Raw genomic sequence first — 17,009 nt, forward strand, 5'->3', positions numbered from 1 at the left:
CCGGGGGTTTTCCCGGCCCTGCCCATGCAGTGAAGACATACGCGTCATAGGCGGCGCAAATAAGGCCCACGCCTTCCCACCCCGAGCCACTTGCACGCTGAAATCAGGGAATTCACCGACGCAACACGGCGGGATGCGGACTCCCTATTTCGCGTATCGGAATACTACGTCCGATTGCTTGACGCTCGCTGAAACGCTATGCAAAGTCGCCGAAAACGAACGACCGTGCGAGAACGCGACACGGCGTCGGAGACAGCGCGGGTGCCGTCACGGCACACCAACGCAAGGAGACAACGCATGGCATTGTTTTTCCAGCAGTTCCTCAACGGTCTCACACTGGGCGGCGTCTACAGCCTGGTGGCATTGGGACTAACCCTTGTCTACGGCATCCTTCACGTGCCCAACTTCGCGCATGGCGCGTTGTACATGGCCGGCGCGTATGTGTCGTACTACGCGATGACCACGCTCGGGCTGAACTACTGGCTGGCCATGCTGGCCGCTGCGGCGGTCGTGGCCGTGCTGTCGATGCTGGCGGACCGGCTGGTCTTTCATCCGCTGCGCAATGCGCCCGAGATCCACGACATGATCGCCGCCATCGGCATCCTGCTGTTTCTCGAAGCCGGGGCGCAGGCGCTGTGGGGGGCCGATTTCCACCGCATGCCCACGCCCTACGGCCAGATGGTGGACATCTTCGGCCTCACCGCGCCGCTGCAGCGCGTGCTGATCATCGTCGCCGCGTTCGGGCTCATGGTGCTGCTGCATCTGTTCCTGACGCGGACGGTCACCGGCTCGACGATCGTTGCCATGGCGCAGAACCGCGAAGGCGCGGCGCTGGTCGGCATCGACGCCACGCGCGTGACGCTGCTGGTGTTTGCCATCTCCGGGGCACTGGCCGCGATTGCCGCCACGCTCTACGCGCCGATCAACCTGGTGTACCCAAGCATGGGCAACCTGGTCATCACCAAGGCGTTCGTGATCATCATCCTGGGCGGCATGGGCAGCATTCCGGGCGCCATCGTCGGCGGGCTGATCATCGGCATGGCCGAGAGCTTCGGTGGCTTCTACATCTCCACCGACTACAAGGACATCATCGCGTTCCTGCTGCTTGTGATCATCCTGTCGGTGCGGCCGCAGGGCCTGTTCGCCGGCCGCGCCGCCTGAGGAGGACACCGACATGAAAGCACTGCAAGGCAAGACCGGCTGGGCGCTGCTGCTGGCGGCCGCCATCGCGTTCCCGCTGGTGGTCCCGAACAGCTACTTCCTGACCGTGATGACGCTGGCGTTCATCACCGCCATCGCCACGCTCGGGCTGAACCTGCTGACCGGCTACACGGGCCAGCTCAACCTGGCGCACGGCGGCTTCATGGCCATCGGCGCCTATACGCTGGGCATCCTGACCGTTGACCACCAGCTGCCGTTCTGGCTGGCCTTCGCGCTGTCGGGCGTGGTCTGCATGGTGCTGGGTTACGGCGTGGGCGTGGTGTCGCTGCGCCTGAAGGGCCACTACTTCTCGATCTTCACGCTCTGCGTGGGCTACATCATCTACCTGATCATCGAGAAGTGGGAAGGTCTGACCCACGGCGCGGTGGGCCTGATCGGCATTCCGGTGCCGGCCCCGATCGGACCGGTCGCGTTCGACAGCGTGCAGGCGCAGTACTACCTCGTGCTGTTCTTCCTGGCTATCGGCACGTTCGTGATGCACCGCATCGTAGGCTCGCTGCTGGGCCGCAGCTTCATGGCCGTGCGCAACAGCGACGCGCTGGCCGAGGCGCTGGGCATCAACCTGATGCGCACCAAGGTGCTGTCGTTTGTGCTGTCGGTGGCCTACGCCGGATTCGCCGGCGCGCTCTATGCCGGCCAGGTGCGCTTTCTGGGGCCGGACATCGCCCGCACCGACATCACCTTCGACATGGTGATGTCGATGCTGGTCGGCGGCGCCGGCACGCTGCTTGGGCCGCTGCTGGGCGCCGTGCTGGTGCCGTGGGTCACGCAGACCCTGCAATTCCTGCAGGACTACCGCATGCTGGTATTCGGCCCGGTGCTGATCCTGCTGATCATCTTCGTGCCCGATGGCATCGTGGGATCGTTCCTCAAGCGCCAGGCCCGTCGCGCCGCCGCGCAGCGCCGTGGCCAACTGGCCGCCGCACGGGCGGCGCAACCCGCCCCCGTCCCCACCACCCGCCCGGGAGCCGAGAATGCTTGAGATCCGCAACCTGACGAAGAAATTCGGCGGCCTGACCGCGGTGCACGATGTTTCCGTGACGTTCGAGACCGGCCACATCAACGCGATCATCGGCCCCAACGGCGCCGGCAAGACCACGTTCTTCAACCTGATCGCCGGCACGCATGCGCCGTCGTCGGGCCAGATCCTCATCCGGGGCCAGGACGTGGCCGGCCAGCGCGCCGACCAGATCGCCCGGCTGGGCGTGGCCCGGACGTTCCAGGCCACGTCGCTGTTCGATCGCGCCACGGTGCTGGACAACCTGATCGTCGGCCACCGCCTGCGCACGAAGTCGGGCCTGGCTGACGTGCTGCTGAACTCGCGCCGCCTGCGCGACGAAGAAAAGCTCTGCCGCGAGAAGGCCGAGGCGGCGCTCGACTTTGTCGGCTTGTCGCACCTGGCACACGAAGTGGCCGCCGATATCACGCAGGAAGCCCGCAAGCGCGTGGCCTTTGCCCTGGCGCTGGCCACCGACCCCGACCTGCTGCTACTCGACGAACCGGCCGGCGGCGTGAACCCCGAGGAAACCGTCGGCCTGGCGGAGCTGATCCGCAAGATGGTGCGCCATGGCAAGACGGTCTGCCTGATCGAACACAAGATGGACATGATCATGCGGCTGGCCGACAAGATCATGGTGCTCAACTATGGCGAGAAGATCGCCGAGGGCACGCCCGCGCAGATCCAGCAGGACCCGCGCGTCATCGAAGCCTATCTGGGAGCCGACCATGTTGCAGCTTGAACGTGTCTCGCTGTCGTACGGCAGCTTCCGCGCGCTGGACAACATCACGCTGCACGCCAGGGCCGGCGAGCTGGTGGTGCTGCTGGGCGCCAACGGCGCCGGCAAGAGCTCGATCTTCCTGGCGATGAGCGGCATCCACCGTACCAGGGGCGGCAGCATGCGCTTCGACGGACGCGAGCTGGGCGGCATGAAGCCGTCGCAGATCGTGCAGGCCGGGCTGGTGCATTGCCCCGAGGGCCGCAAGCTGTTTCCGGCCATGAGCGTCGAGAAGAACCTGACGCTGGGCGCCTACGTGCATCGGCGCGACCGCAGCGGCATCCGCACCACGCTGGAAGAGGTCTACGAGATGTTCCCGATCCTGCGCCAGAAGAAGGACGACCCGGCCGGATCGCTGTCAGGCGGACAGCAGCAGATGGTGGCACTGGGCCGCGCGCTGATGGGCCGCCCCCGCGCATTGCTGCTCGACGAACCGTCGCTGGGGCTGGCGCCGCTGGTGGTCAAGCAGATGTTCGAGGTGATCCAGCGCATCAACCGGGCCGGCACGACGGTGCTGCTGGCGGAACAGAACGCCTACGCGGCGCTTGGCATCGCCCATCGCGCCTATGTCATCGAAAGCGGCCGCATCGTGATGGAAGGCGACCGCGACGCGCTGCTGAAGGACGAAGGGATACGCAAGGCGTATATCGGCGGGTAGCCATTGATGTTCTCCCCTTTCCCGCGCGCGGGAGGGGAGCGAAAAGCGTAAACGAAAAGCGTAAACAATAGAATCCAAAGGAGACAACACATGCAACAGAAGACATTGGGTCGTTTCTTCGCGCTGGCCACCTGCGCAGCCGCCGCCATCGTCGCCGCGTCGCCCGCTCTGGCCCAGGAAGTGGTCAAGATCGGCTACACGGGTCCGCTGTCCGGTGGCGCCGCGCTCTATGGCAAGAACGTGCTGTCCGGCATCCAGATGGCCGTGGATGAAATCAACGCGGCCGGCCTGCAGGTGGCCGGCAAAAAGGTGAAGCTCGAAGTGGTGGCGCTGGACGACAAGTACGCGCCCGCCGAAGCCGCCATCAATGCGCGCCGGCTGGTGCAGCAGCACAAGACGCCGGCCGTGTTCGTGCCGCACTCGGGTGGCATCTTCGCGCTGCAGGCATTCAACGAGCAGGAAAAATTCCTGGTCATGGCCTATTCGAGCGTGCCGCGCATCACCGACGCCGGCAACAAGCTCACGATCCGCATCCCCCCGGCCTACACCGGCTATATCGAGCCGTTCGTGAAGGCCCAGATGAAACGCTACGGCAAGAACGTGGCGATGGTGCCGGCCGATCACGACTACGCCAAGGCCTGGGTGCAGGCGTTCGTACCGGCCTGGGAAGGTGCCGGCGGCAAGGTGGTGGGCAACAATCCGATGTCGTACACCAAGGCCACGGACTTCTACACCGGCGTGTCGCGCGCCATCGCCGACAAACCCGACGTGATGTTCGTGGGCGGCCCGTCCGAGCCTACCGCGCTGGTGGTCAAGCAGGCCCGCGAACTGGGCTTCAAGGGCGGCTTCATCATCATGGACCAGGCCAAGATGGACGAGATGGCCAAGGTCACGAACGGCCTGGCCATGCTGGAAGGCTCGATCGGCGTGATGCCGCTGGTCAACGACGCCCGGCCGGCCGCGCAGGCCTACAACGCCCGGTACAAGAAGCTGCACGACGGCCGCGATGCCACCACGGAGATGTCGCTGAACTACACGATGACATGGGCACTGGCCAACGCGATGAAGCTGGCCGGCACCACCACCGACGCCGCGGCAATCCGCGCCAAGATGCCCGACGCGGTGAAGGCACTGCCCAAGGAAGTGAATCCGAACGAAGTGGATGGCATCGACGCCAAGGGCGGCTCGGTGGCCGATACCGTGGTGGGTTGGGTCCAGAAGGGCAAGATCGAGCCGGTGCGGCTGTCGGAACTGGCCAAGTAAGGAGTGCAGCAGCACCACAAGGAAGAGAGAGAGAGGCGGAGGGAGTTGTACCCCGCTGGCGGGCATGCCAGCACTGATGTAGCAGTCTAAAAAAAAGCGTAAGTGGAGAGAAACGAAGGGCGTCCGGCACAACCGGACGCCCTTTGTCTTTACCGCACCCGGCGATCAGCGCCGCTCGTCGTTACGCGCCTGTTGCTGCGCATGGCGGGCTTGTTCCTGCTGGGCCCGCTGTTGCTGCTGCTGCTGTTGCTGTTGCTGGCGTTGCTGCTCCTGGAACTGCCGCTGCCGGTCCTGCTGCTGGCGCTGCCGCTCCTGCGCCTGGCGCTGTTGCTCCTGCGCCTGGCGCTGCTGCTCCATCTGCTGGCGCTGCACGGCCTGTTGCCGCTGCTGCTCGAACTGCTGACGCTGCTGTTCCTGGAACTGACGCGCCTGCTCCAGTTGCTGGCGCTGCGCGGCCTGCTGACGTTGCTGCTCCATCTGCTGGCGCTGCTGTTCCTGGACCTGCCGCTGCTGCTGATCGCGCATCTGCGCCTGCCGCTGCATGTCCTGCTGCTGACGCTCCTGCTGCGCGCGCTGCTGGTCGAACTGCCGCTGGCGCTCCTGCGCCTGTCGCTGGACGTCCTGCTGTTGACGCTCCTGCTGCGCGCGCTGCTGGTCGAACTGCCGCTGGCGCTCTTGCGCCTGTCGCTGGACGTCCTGCTGTTGACGCTCCTGTTGTGCGCGCTGCTGGTCGAACTGTCGCTGGCGTTCCTGGGCCTGGCGCTGGACGTCCTGCTGCTGGCGCTCCTGCTGCACGCGCTGCTGGTCAAACTGCTGCTGGCGCTCCTGCGCCTGCCGCTGGACGTCCTGCTGCTGGCGCTCCTGTTGCGCGCGCTGCTGGTCGAATTGCTGCCGGCGCTGCGCATCCTGCGATTGCCGCTGCTGGTCCTGCATCTGCCGCTGTTGATCCTGCATCTGCCGCTGCAGCGCCTGCTGTTGCTGCCGCTGGTTGTCCGTGGACAGCCGCTGCTGGTCCTGCATCTGCCGTTGCTGGTCGTGCAACTGGCGCTGCTGGTCACGCTGCTGCTCGAACTGCTGGCGCTGGGCATCCGACACCCCGCTGCGCAGCCCGTCGGGCCGCTGCCCCGGCCCACGGCCTGCCTGCGCGGCCTGGCTCATGCGGACGTCGGGCTGCCAGGCCTGCCCCGGTTGCGGGCCGCGGCGCGCGTCGTCACGGCCGGGCTGACCGGGCTGACCCTGACGGCGGTAGTCCGCGCCGGGCGTCGGCCCGTGCCAGGCCGGCCCGGCGCCGCCCGTCCCGCCCTCGCGGGCAAAACGGCGGGCCAGGTCGTCCACACCAACGCGCCCGGGCGGGTGCGCGGCGATGGCTTGCCGTTCAAATCCCTGTCGCGCCATCGGCGGCAGACCCTGCGGCCGCGCGCCGCCGATCAGGCTGGCCTTCACCGGGGCCATGATCGGCCCGCCGCGCGCTTCGCCCGCCGGCAGCTGGCGCCATTCGTCGCGATGGCTGCCCCGCGGTACGGGCCGGCCCTCCACGAAATTGCGCGACGGCATGCCCGTGATCGCGCCCGGCACATTGCGGTTCACCCAGCGGTCACGGTCGCCGCCGCGCATCCACGTGTCGTTGACCGGAAAATTGTTGATACGCGTGACATAGCGCGGACTGGCCCGGTACACGGGCCGGTAGACGTCGCGCGGCCCCAGCGGATACCAGGCCACGCCCGGGCCGCCGCCGATGCGGACGCTGGTGCCGCCGATGAAACCGACCACGGCCGGCGCGTAGCAGGGGCGCACCGCCACCGGCCCCGGCACCCAGCCCCAACGGCTGCCGAAGTGGGCCCAACGCCCGTAGTGCGACGGCGCAAAGCCCCACGGCGCGTCGTCGATCCAGGTCCAGCCCCACGGCGCCACCCACGCCCAGCGGCCCGTGCTGTAAGGCGCCCAGCCCGGCGCCACCTCGCGCGGGAACCACACGGCGCCATAGCCGGGGTCCTGCTGCCAGTCGCCGTAATCGTCCAGCGCGGTGTATCCGGTCATGTCGGGCGGCACATAGCGCGCCGACGGCGACGCGTCTGCGCGTGCATCGCGCGCGGCGGTCCACTGGTCGAAGCTGTCGGGCGGCGGATAGTTGCCCGTGCCCGCGTCCGCCAGGTCGGTGCCCGCAAACCGCATGCGCTGCCCGCGACCGAGTTCGATCGACCGGGTATCTCCATACAGCACGGCGCTGCCATGGCGCATCGACACAAGCGTGGACGTCCCGTCGGGCGACACGTCGATCCGGTAGTCGCCCGGCTCGCGCGGTACAAATGCCAGATTTGGCGTATCGATTTCCACCTGCTGGTCTGCCGGCAGCGCCCGCACGCGCAGTTGCAGCGTGCCCTGGGTCAGCTTTACCTGGGTGGCGCGGTCGTCGAGGTTCAGGATCGTCGCGGCAGTGCCCCCGCCCAGCCGCACCGCCGTGGCGCCGGCGTGCAGTTCGGCGCGGCCGCCCGGGTCCACCCAGAGCCGGTCGCCGGTCGTGATCGGCCGGTTCAACCCCACGGCCGCCCAATCGTCCGAGCCGGCTGGCGCGAAGCTCAGGCCGCCGGCCATGTCGGTGACCGTGGCAATGCGCGATGGCGGGTCGGCCACCATCGCGGACGGATCGCCCAGTACGTTGGCATCGTTGGGGTCCTGCTGGATATAGCCGGGCGGCAAACCCGGCGCGCCCGGGCTGTAGTCCTGTGCCCGGGCGTTCACCTGGACCAGGACGGCGGCGGCCAGGCCGATGGCGGCTGGCACGAGCGTGAAGCGATGACGGGATTGCATATCGATTACCTGATTCCGGTGGGCCGTGCCGGCGACCTTGGCGGCAAGCACCCGCTGCCACCGTATATCGGATAACGGCGGAGCGTCGGGCCTGTGTACCAGACTTTGTAAGCACATATTTCCCCGCCGCCGCGCGCTGGCATGCGGGACAAAGGCGGATACAAGTCTTGCAGATGCAGGGATTATGGGCAGGCCGGCGTGGCCCCAGAGGGACGAAGGCGCCCGACGCTGCATTGCAGCATCGGCGTTCGGCGCCGCCACTCAGCGCGGCTGGTTGCGCAGGAAGTCGGTCAGGCGGTCGGCCGGCATCGGCCTGCCGTACAGATAACCCTGGGCTTCGATGCAGCCGTTGCGCAGCAGGAAGTCGCGCTGCTCGGCGGTTTCCACGCCCTCGGCCACCACGCCGATCCGCAGGCTCTGACCGACATTGATCACCGAGCGCACGATGGCGGCATCCACATTGTCGTGGGTGACGTTGCGGATGAAGGACTGGTCGATCTTGAGCCGGTCCACCGGGAACGACTTCAGGAAGCTCAGCGACGCGTAGCCGGTGCCGAAATCGTCGCAGGTCAGCGTCACCCCGTCGCGGCGCAACGCCTGGAGCTGGTCAGATACCTCGTCGCCCTGTTGCAGCGCGATGGTCTCGGTAATCTCGATCTCCAGCCGGTCCGGGGGCAGTTCCAGCGCGCGCAGCACGTGGCGAACCTCGGTCAGCAGCCGGCTTTCGGCCAGCTGCGCCGCAAACAGGTTGATGGCGACGCGCGGCGCGTCGGGGAAGGTCAGCGACCACGCCCGCGCCTGCGCGCAGGCCGTATGCAGCAGCCACATGCCCACGTCGGCGGCCACGCTGCTGGCGGCCAGCGCGTCGATGAACGCCGCCGGGGTCAGCAGGCCCAGCGTGGGATGACGCCAGCGCATCAGCGCTTCGGCGCCCACCACGCGGCCGTCGCGCAAATCCACCTGCGGCTGGTAGAGCAATTCGAACTGGCGTTGGGCGTAGGCTTCGCGCAGGGCCTGGACGAGCGACAGGCGCGTCGTCACGTCGGCGCGCATCTGCGGCTTGAAGAAGCGGATGGTGCGGCCGCCGTCGTGCTTGGCCCGGGCCAGCGCCAGGCTGGCCGCCGCGAGCACGTCGGCCGTGGAATCGCCGCCGGCCGGCATCACGCAGGCGCCCAGGCTGGCCAGCACGTGATGGCGGTTGCCGCCCAGCTCATAGGGGGCGGACAGCATCGACAGGATGGCCGCGCTGACGTGGCGCACCAGCGTGGGATCGGAAATGGAGGTCAGCAGCACGCCGAACTCGTCGCCGCCCACCCGGCCGACCACGGCATCGCGCGGCGAGGCGTCGCGCAGGCGGCGGGCCACATGCTGAAGGATCGCGTCGCCTTCCAGGTGGCCGTGCATGTCATTGAAGGCGCGGAAATCGTCGACGCCCACCAGCAACAGGGCAAAGCGGGGCGTCGTCTCGCCATGCAGACGTGCTTCGACCCGCTTCAAGAATGCCTGGCGGACGACCACGCCGGTCAGCGGATCCAGATCCGCCGGCGGCAAGGCGCCAGTCACCTGTGCCTCCGACTTGGCCACCATCCCTGCCCTATCAGTTGTGATGAACATTTTCCCCGCTCAAGCTATCTGGCAAGTGTGACGAAAACTTTGAAAAAAGCAAGGGCTACAAATTGGCGCCGCTGCCGCGCAACGGCGCGGGCTGGCGGAAGGCCGCCGGCGTTGAAATGACCCGGACGTTACAGTACCCTACGCCGCAAACGCCTACCACCCATTCGAGGGATACCCCTTATCCGAGTGTGGGCCCTGGCAGACCGCCCCCCGCCAGTCCCGCCGGCCGCGGCCGTCCGCCCAACGAGAAACTCCATCGACCGTGAACCACTGGACCATCCGCACGCGCATCCTGGCAAGCTTCACCTTCATCCTGCTGGTCATGACCCTGATGAGCGTGACGGCCTACAACCGCCTGTCCGCCATCGAGCATGAAACCACGGTCATGCGCACCGACGCGCTGCCCGGCCTGAACTACAGCGCCGGCATGCGCGGCGTCTGGGGCGAAATCTACGTGCTGGCCTGGCAGACCGTCACGGCATCCGACCCGGCCCAGCGCGCCAGGCTGCTGTCCCAGACCGAGGACGCCACGCGCCGGCTGGACAAGCTTCAGAAGCTGTATGCCGATTCAATCCAGCGCGAAGAGGATAGAGCCCGTTTCAAGGCGTTCCTCGACGTTCGCGCAAGATACGAGCAAGCTGCCCAGCCTTATCTCGATCCCACGCGCTGGCGCGATACGGCCGCCGCCGAAGCCGCGCTGCGCGGCGGCGCCCATGACGTCTGGGCCGAAGGCCGCAAGACGCTGCAGGATCTGGTGGACGACAACGGCGCCGTCAGCGACCGGGCCGCCGCCGGCATCGTCGATTCGGTCAGCGCCGCCAAGACCAGCATCGAGGTGGCGCTGGCCATCGCCGTGCTGGCTGCCCTGGTCTGCGGCTACCTGCTCCTGCGGGCGATCACCGCCCCGATGCGTTCGATCGTGTCGCTGCTGGGCGCCATGCGTGGCGGCGACCTGCGCCAGCGCATGACACTGAACCGCCGCGACGAATTCCAGGCCGTGGAGGCCGGCTTCAACCAGATGGCCGGCGAGCTGACCTCGCTGGTCGGGCAGGCCCAGCGATCGGCCATCCAGGTCACGACCTCCGTCAACGAGATCGCCGCCACGGCGCGCCAGCAGCAGGCCACGGCCACCGAAACGGCCGCCACCACCACGCAGATCGGCGCCACGTCGCGCGAGATCGCGGCCACCTCGCGCGACCTGGTGCGCACCATGAACGAGGTGTCGCACGCGGCGGAACAGACCGCCGGACTGGCCGGTACCGGCCAGGTGGGGCTGTCGCGCATGGAAACCACCATGCACCACGTGATGGACGCCGCCGGATCGGTCAACGCCCGGCTGGCCACGCTCAACGAGAAGGCCGGCAATATCAACCAGGTGGTGACCACCATCGCCCGGGTAGCCGACCAGACCAACCTGCTGTCGCTGAACGCCGCGATCGAGGCCGAAAAAGCCGGCGAATACGGCCGCGGCTTTTCGGTGGTGGCCACCGAGATCCGCCGCCTGGCGGATCAGACCGCCGTGGCCACCTACGACATCGAGCAGATCGTGCGCGAGATCCAGTCGGCCGTGTCGGCCGGCGTGATGGGCATGGACAAGTTCTCCGAGGAAGTGCGGCGCGGCATGTCCGAGGTGACCCAGGTGGGCGACCAGCTGTCGCAGATCATCGGCCAGGTGCAGTCGCTGGCCCCGCGCGTGCAGATGGTCAACGAAGGCATGCAGGCCCAGGCCGGCGGCGCCGAGCAGATCAACCAGGCGCTGATGCAGCTGTCCGAGGCGGCGCAGCAGACCGTGGAATCGCTGCGCCAGTCGAGCCAGGCCATCGACGAACTGACGCTGGTTGCCAACGAACTGCGCAGCGGCGTGTCGCGTTTCAAGGTCTGAGCGGCCCAGCCGCCCGTCCCCATGGCGCTCTTCCTGCTGTTTCGCATCGGCCCCGACTACTACGCGCTGGATAGCGCCGAAGTGGCCGAGGTCTTGCCGCTGACCGCCACCAAGCAGATTCCCGGGTCGCCCCCGTGGGTCAGCGGGCTGATGACGCGGCGCGGGCAGACCGTGCCCGTGATCGACGTGACCGCGCTGGCGACCGGCGTGACAGCCGGCGCGCGCACCAGCACGCGCACCGTGCTGGTCCACTACCGGCGCCCCGGTGCGGCCGATGACGCCATGCATTTGCTGGGGCTGCGGCTGGAATACGCCACCGATACCCTGCGCTGCGACCCGGCGTCGTTCGTCGACAGCGGCATCGACCCGGGCCCGGCGCGTTATCTTGGCCCCGTACGCCAGGACGCGCGCGGGCTCGTGCAATGGATTCGCGTGGCCAACCTGCTGCCCGACGCGGTACACACGCTGCTGTTTCCGGAGACAAACCCCGCATGACGGATCTGCCGCATCCCCCCACGCAGATCGAAGCGCTGCTCAAGGAACGCATCGGGCTGGACGCCGCCGCGATCGGGCCGGCCGTGATCGCCCGCGCGGTCGACGAGCGCCGGCAGGCCGTTGGCGCCCCGGACCCCGCCGCCTACTGGAACCTGCTGCACGCGGTGCCTGACGAACTGCAAGCGCTGATCGAAGCCGTAGTAGTCCCCGAAACCTGGTTCTTTCGCCACCGCGAAGCCCTGCTGGCGCTGGGCCGCTTTGCCGCGCACCGTGCGTTCGGCGACGGCGAGCGCCTGCTGCGCGTGCTGAGCCTGCCGTGCTCGACCGGCGAGGAACCGTACTCGATCGCCATGGCGCTATTCGATGCGGGACTGCCGGCCGACCGCTTCCGTGTGGATGCGGTGGACGTCAGCGCCCGCGCACTGGAACGCGCCCGCGCAGGCCTGTACGGCAGCAACGCCTTTCGCGGCGCGCCGCCCGATTTCCGCGACCGCTATTTCGCGCCCACGCCCACCGGCTACCAGTTGTCGGAAAAGGTCCGGGCGCAGGTGCGGCTGCTGCAGGGCAACCTGATGTCGCCCGGGCTGCTGGCCGACGAACGGCCTTACGACTTCGTGTTCTGCCGCAACCTGCTGATCTATTTCGATCTGGCCACGCAGCAGCAGACGGTGCAGACACTGCGGCGCCTGACCGCCGCGCGCGGACTGATCTTCGTGGGGCCGGCCGAAGCCAGCCTGCTGACGCGCGATGGGCTGCCCGGCGCCGGCGTACCGCTAGCGTTCGCGTTCCATCCCGCGCCGGCTGACACAGCCCCGGCTGCAAGGACACAGTTGCCACGGCCACCGGCCTGGAAGCCTGCGGCCTCCATCCGGCACCCGGCGCTGGCTGCCGCCATGCCAGCGCCCCGGACCGCGCAAATGCCGACGGCCGGCGTCACCGCCACAGTGGCGGCCGGCAACACGCTGGCCGCGATCTCGGCCATGGCCGACCGGGGCGAACTCGATGCCGCCACGGCCGCGTGCCAGCAGTATCTGACCGGACATGGATCGTCGCCAGACGGCTGGTGCCTGCTGGGCGTGCTGCACGACGCGGCCGGCCGGATCGCCGATGCGCATGCCGCCTACCGCAAGGCGGTGTATCTTGACCCGGCCCACGAAGAAGCGCTCTATCATCTGGCCGCCCTGCTCGACAGCGAGGGCGATGCCTCGGGCGCCCACCGGCTGCGCGAGCGCGCCCAGCGACATGCCCGACCGAGCCATGGCTGATTCGATCGTCCAACACGCCCCCCACACGCTGCCCGGCCTGGCCGCCGGCACCGTGGACGACTGCTGGCGCCGCATCGGCACCGGCGGCGACCGCTCCTGCCCCAAGCTTGACGAACACCTGCGCTGCCGCAACTGCCCGGTCTATGCGCAGGCCGCCGTGACCGTGCTCGATTCGCTCTCGGCCGGCAGCCTGTGGGACAGCACCATCGACAATGCCGGCGCCAACGCCGCCACCGGCATCGATCGCGCCGCCGGCCAGTCGCTGCTGATCTTTCGCGTCGGTGACGAATGGCTGGCGCTGCCCACCGCCGCGCTCGGAGAGATCACGGCGCCCGTTCCCGTGCATTCGCTGCCGCACCGGCGCCATGCCGCCCTGATCGGCGTGGCTGCGGTACGGGGGGTGCTGCTGACCTGCGTATCGCTGGCGCTGCTGTTCGGCGCCCCGGAAGGTGCCGACCGGCAGGCCGCGCGCTGCCTGATCCTGGGCCAGGGCCGCAATGCCATCGCGCTGCCGGTGGCCGAGGTGGCCGGTGTCGAGCACGTGCCGCGTCACGCGTTGCTGCCGCTGCCCGCCACGCTGACACGCGCTTCGTCACGCTATACGCAGGCGCTGTTCGAACACGCCGGCCATAGCGTCGGGCTGCTCGATGCCGACCTGCTGCGGCAGGCCCTGTCGCGGAGCCTGGCATGAACCCCGAGCAATTGCGCGATGCCTCGATGCTGGACCTGTTCGCGCTCGAAGCGGACGCGCAGGCCGAGGTACTGAACACCGGCCTGCTGGCGCTCGAACGCGATCCCGCCGCCGCCTCGCATCTGGAAGCGTGCATGCGTGCCGCCCATTCGCTCAAGGGCGCGGCGCGGATCGTCGGGCTCGATGGCGGCGTGCGTGTGGCGCATGTCATGGAAGACTGCCTGGTCGCGGCCCAGCGCGGCGGCATCGTGCTGGCGCCCGCCCATATCGACGCCCTGCTGCAAGGCACCGACCTGCTTCAGCGTATCGGCCACCCGCCCGGCGGCAACCTCGACTGGCCCGAAGGCGAGGGCCGGGCCGAGATCGACGCCTGGATCGCGCGGATGAGCCAGTTGCTTGACGGCGACGAAGCCCTGCCGCCGCCCGGCGCCACGTTGGCGCCGCCACCGCTGGCACATCCGCAAGAGGCCGGACACGCCGCCGCGCCTGCGGCCGACCCGGATCTTGCGCCGTCTCACGACAGCGCGCCAGAACCGGCGCCCGGCGGCGGCACGCACGAGCGCATGCTGCGCGTCAATGCCGATCGCCTGGATCGTCTGCTGGCGATGGCCGGCGAAGCCATGGTCGAATCGCATTGGCTGCGGCCGTTCGGCGGCGCCCTGCAGCAGGCGCGCCGCCAGCAGATGCGCGCGCTGCAGGCGCTCGATGGCGTGCAGGCGCTGCTGGACGCGCCCGAGGGCTCGGTGCCGCGCATGCGTGCCGCGCTGGCCGAGGTGCGCCAGCTACTCGAAGACGGCCACGGCCAGTTGTCGCAGCGCGTGGACGAGTTCGACCAGTACGATCATCGCGCCAGCCGCCTGTCGCGCCGGATCTATGACACGGCCCTGTCGTGCCGCATGCGTCCGCTGTCGGACGGTATGACCGGATTTTCGCGCATGGTCCGCGATCTGGGCCGCGCGCTGGGCAAGCACGTGCACCTGGAGCTGTCCGGCGAGCAGACGCAGGTCGATCGCGACATCCTGGAACAGCTCGATGCGCCGCTGGCTCACCTGCTGCGCAATGCCGTGGACCATGGCATCGAGCCTCCCGACGCGCGGCGTGCCGCTGGCAAGCCCGAGGAAGGACGCATCACGCTGATGGCGCGCCACAACGCCGGCCGCCTGGTGATCGAGATCTTCGACGATGGCGCCGGCGTCGATCTCGATGCGCTGCGCGCGGCCATCGTGCGCCGAGGCCTGGCCCAGGCCGACACCGCCGCGCGGCTGTCGCAGGCCGAGATGCTCGAATTCCTGCTGCTGCCCGGCTTCAGCCTGCGCGAGACGGTGTCCGAAGTGTCGGGCCGGGGCGTCGGGCTCGACGCTGTGCAAGACATGGTCCGCGCGGTGCGTGGCAGCCTGAAGCTGTCGCAGCAGCCCGGCAGCGGCCTGCACTTCCATCTGGAACTGCCGCTCACGCTGTCCGTCGTGCGCGCGCTGCTGGTGGAAATCTCAGGCGAGGCCTATGCCTTTCCGCTCGGGCTCGTGCATCGCGCCGTGGCCGTGCCGCGCGACGCCATCGAGCAGACCGAGCGGCATCAGCACTTTCGCCACGAAGGCCGTCCGGTGGGACTGGTCAGCGCCGCGCAGATCCTGCAGCGCCCGGAGCCGCCGCGCGAGGGCGACACCACGCCCGTGGTGGTGATTGGCGAACAGGAGCGCGTCTACGGCATTGCCGTGGATCGCCTGCTGGGCGAACGGATGCTGGTGGTGCAGCCGCTGGCGCAGGCGCTGGGCAAGATCAAGGATATCGCGGCGGGCAGCCTGACCGACGACGGCACGCCGGTGCTGATCTTCGACGTCGAGGATATGCTGCGTTCAGTGGAAAAGCTCGTGTCCGAAGGCCGCATCGAGCGCGTACGCCAGTCGGCCGCCGACAAGGCCGTCGTGCGCAGCAAGCGCGTGCTGGTGATCGACGACTCGCTGACCGTACGCGAACTGGAGCGCAAGCTGCTGGCCGGGCGGGGCTACGACGTGAGCGTGGCCGTCGACGGCATGGATGGCTGGAACGTGCTGCGCGCCGAGGCGTTCGACCTGGTCATCACCGACGTCGACATGCCGCGCCTGGACGGCATCGAACTGGTGACGCGGATCCGCAGCGACCCGCGGCTGACGCAGTTGCCCGTGATGATCGTGTCGTACAAGGACCGCGAGCAGGACCGCGAACGCGGCATGCAGGCCGGGGCGGACTATTATCTGGCCAAGGGCAGTTTCCATGACACCGCGCTGCTGGATGCCGTGCGGGACCTGATCGGCGAGGCACGCGCATGAAGATCGGCATTGTCAACGACTCCGCACTGGCCGTGGCCGCACTACGCCGCGCGCTGGCACTCGACCCATCGCTCGACATTATCTGGGTCGCCGGCAACGGCGAGCAGGGCGTGCAGATGGCCGCCAGCCAGACGCCCGACCTGATCCTGATGGACCTGCTGATGCCGGTGATGGACGGCGTGGAAGCCACACGCCGCATCATGGCGGCCACGCCGTGCGCGATCGTGGTGGTGACGATGGACCTGGGGCGCAATGCCAACCAGGTGTTCGACGCCATGGGGCACGGCGCGATCGACGCCGTCGACACGCCAACGCTGACCCAGTCGGACGCCACGCTCGCCGCGGGCCCGCTGCTGCGCAAGATCCGCAATATCGGCCGCCTGCTGGCGGGCCGCACCCAGACGCCGCCCCGGCTGGCGGCAGCCGCATTGGCACCGGCCGCCCCCCGGCTGGTGGCGATCGGGGCGTCGGCTGGCGGCCCGGCCGCGCTGGCCACGCTGCTGGGTGCCCTGCCCGCCGGGTTCGGCGCGGCGGTGGTGGCCGTGCAGCACGTGGACGAGGCCTTTGCACAAGGCATGGCCGAATGGCTCGACGCGCAAAGCCCGCTGCCGGTGCGCATTGCTCGCGCCGGCGAAACGCCGCAGCCCGGCACCGTGCTGCTGGCCGGCACCAACGATCATCTGCGGCTGGTGGGCGGCACGCGGATGGCCTACACGCCCGAACCGGGCGACTATCTGTACCGCCCGTCGATCGACGTGTTCTTCGAAAGCGTGGTGGAACACTGGCGCGGCGAGGCCGTGGGCGTGCTGCTGACCGGCATGGGGCGTGACGGTGCGCAGGGCCTCAAGGCCATGCGCGAGCGCGGCTTCCTGACCATCGCGCAGGACCAGGCCACCAGTGCCGTCTATGGCATGCCAAAGGCCGCCGCCACGCTGGGGGCGGCCAGCGAGATCCTGCCGCTGCCACGCATCGCACCCCGGCTGATCCGGGCCTTCGGCGGGCAGGAGACAACAAGAAACAAGGGGTAATGG

The 17,009-nt window shown here is 68.7% G+C and carries 13 protein-coding genes; 11 read left to right on the plus strand and 2 right to left on the minus strand.

Annotated features, from left to right (window positions below; translation table 11 throughout):
* Positions 1-297 precede the first annotated feature (297 nt).
* The 5 genes from AC3FJ6_RS15845 to AC3FJ6_RS15865 all read left to right on the plus strand — a co-directional run bounded on the left by AC3FJ6_RS15845 (position 298) and on the right by AC3FJ6_RS15865 (position 4,917).
* A complete protein-coding gene (locus AC3FJ6_RS15845; protein WP_153949226.1) occupies positions 298-1,161 on the plus strand; it encodes a branched-chain amino acid ABC transporter permease in 864 nt (287 codons plus the stop codon).
* 13 nt (positions 1,162-1,174) lie between these two features.
* Positions 1,175-2,203 (plus strand): branched-chain amino acid ABC transporter permease, encoded by a 1,029-nt coding sequence (locus AC3FJ6_RS15850; RefSeq protein ID WP_488772777.1) that lies wholly within the window; start codon positions 1,175-1,177, stop codon positions 2,201-2,203.
* Positions 2,196-2,960 (plus strand): ABC transporter ATP-binding protein, encoded by a 765-nt coding sequence (locus tag AC3FJ6_RS15855; protein WP_488772778.1) that lies wholly within the window; start codon positions 2,196-2,198, stop codon positions 2,958-2,960. The genes AC3FJ6_RS15850 and AC3FJ6_RS15855 overlap by 8 nt, the downstream gene beginning before the upstream one ends.
* The gene (locus AC3FJ6_RS15860; RefSeq protein WP_488772779.1) at positions 2,947-3,654 is read left to right on the plus strand and encodes an ABC transporter ATP-binding protein; all 708 of its coding nucleotides are present in this window, start codon (positions 2,947-2,949) and stop codon (positions 3,652-3,654) included. The genes AC3FJ6_RS15855 and AC3FJ6_RS15860 overlap by 14 nt, the downstream gene beginning before the upstream one ends.
* A 90-nt stretch (positions 3,655-3,744) precedes the next feature.
* Positions 3,745-4,917, plus strand: coding sequence for an ABC transporter substrate-binding protein (locus AC3FJ6_RS15865; RefSeq protein WP_488772780.1), 1,173 nt, complete (start codon positions 3,745-3,747; stop codon positions 4,915-4,917).
* Between the two features lie 165 nt (positions 4,918-5,082).
* On the opposite strand, the gene AC3FJ6_RS15870 is transcribed toward AC3FJ6_RS15865, so the two are convergent.
* Positions 5,083-7,725, minus strand: coding sequence for a DUF6600 domain-containing protein (locus tag AC3FJ6_RS15870; RefSeq protein ID WP_488772781.1), 2,643 nt, complete (start codon positions 7,723-7,725; stop codon positions 5,083-5,085).
* 261 nt (positions 7,726-7,986) lie between these two features.
* On the minus strand, positions 7,987-9,312 hold the full coding sequence (locus AC3FJ6_RS15875; protein ID WP_400395650.1) for a putative bifunctional diguanylate cyclase/phosphodiesterase: 1,326 nt from the start codon (positions 9,310-9,312) through the stop codon (positions 7,987-7,989).
* 289 nt (positions 9,313-9,601) lie between these two features.
* On the opposite strand from AC3FJ6_RS15875, the gene AC3FJ6_RS15880 reads away from it, so the two are divergent.
* Genes AC3FJ6_RS15880 through AC3FJ6_RS15905 form a run of 6 tightly spaced genes read left to right on the plus strand, consistent with a single transcriptional unit; the run spans position 9,602 to position 17,006 of the window.
* Positions 9,602-11,221, plus strand: a complete 1,620-nt coding sequence (locus tag AC3FJ6_RS15880) for a methyl-accepting chemotaxis protein (RefSeq protein WP_400395652.1) — start codon at positions 9,602-9,604, stop codon at positions 11,219-11,221.
* Between the two features lie 21 nt (positions 11,222-11,242).
* On the plus strand, positions 11,243-11,716 hold the full coding sequence (locus AC3FJ6_RS15885; RefSeq protein ID WP_488772782.1) for a chemotaxis protein CheW: 474 nt from the start codon (positions 11,243-11,245) through the stop codon (positions 11,714-11,716).
* Positions 11,713-12,981, plus strand: coding sequence for a CheR family methyltransferase (locus AC3FJ6_RS15890; RefSeq protein ID WP_488772783.1), 1,269 nt, complete (start codon positions 11,713-11,715; stop codon positions 12,979-12,981). Before AC3FJ6_RS15885 ends, AC3FJ6_RS15890 begins: the two co-directional genes overlap by 4 nt.
* Positions 12,974-13,672 (plus strand): chemotaxis protein CheW, encoded by a 699-nt coding sequence (locus tag AC3FJ6_RS15895; RefSeq protein ID WP_488772784.1) that lies wholly within the window; start codon positions 12,974-12,976, stop codon positions 13,670-13,672. The genes AC3FJ6_RS15890 and AC3FJ6_RS15895 overlap by 8 nt, the downstream gene beginning before the upstream one ends.
* Positions 13,669-15,978, plus strand: coding sequence for a hybrid sensor histidine kinase/response regulator (locus AC3FJ6_RS15900; protein ID WP_488772785.1), 2,310 nt, complete (start codon positions 13,669-13,671; stop codon positions 15,976-15,978). Before AC3FJ6_RS15895 ends, AC3FJ6_RS15900 begins: the two co-directional genes overlap by 4 nt.
* Positions 15,975-17,006: a chemotaxis response regulator protein-glutamate methylesterase gene (locus tag AC3FJ6_RS15905; RefSeq protein ID WP_488772786.1), complete on the plus strand. Its 1,032-nt coding sequence runs from the start codon at positions 15,975-15,977 to the stop codon at positions 17,004-17,006. The genes AC3FJ6_RS15900 and AC3FJ6_RS15905 overlap by 4 nt, the downstream gene beginning before the upstream one ends.
* Positions 17,007-17,009 lie beyond the last annotated feature (3 nt).

The organism is Cupriavidus sp. 94F1, from assembly GCF_057798875.1.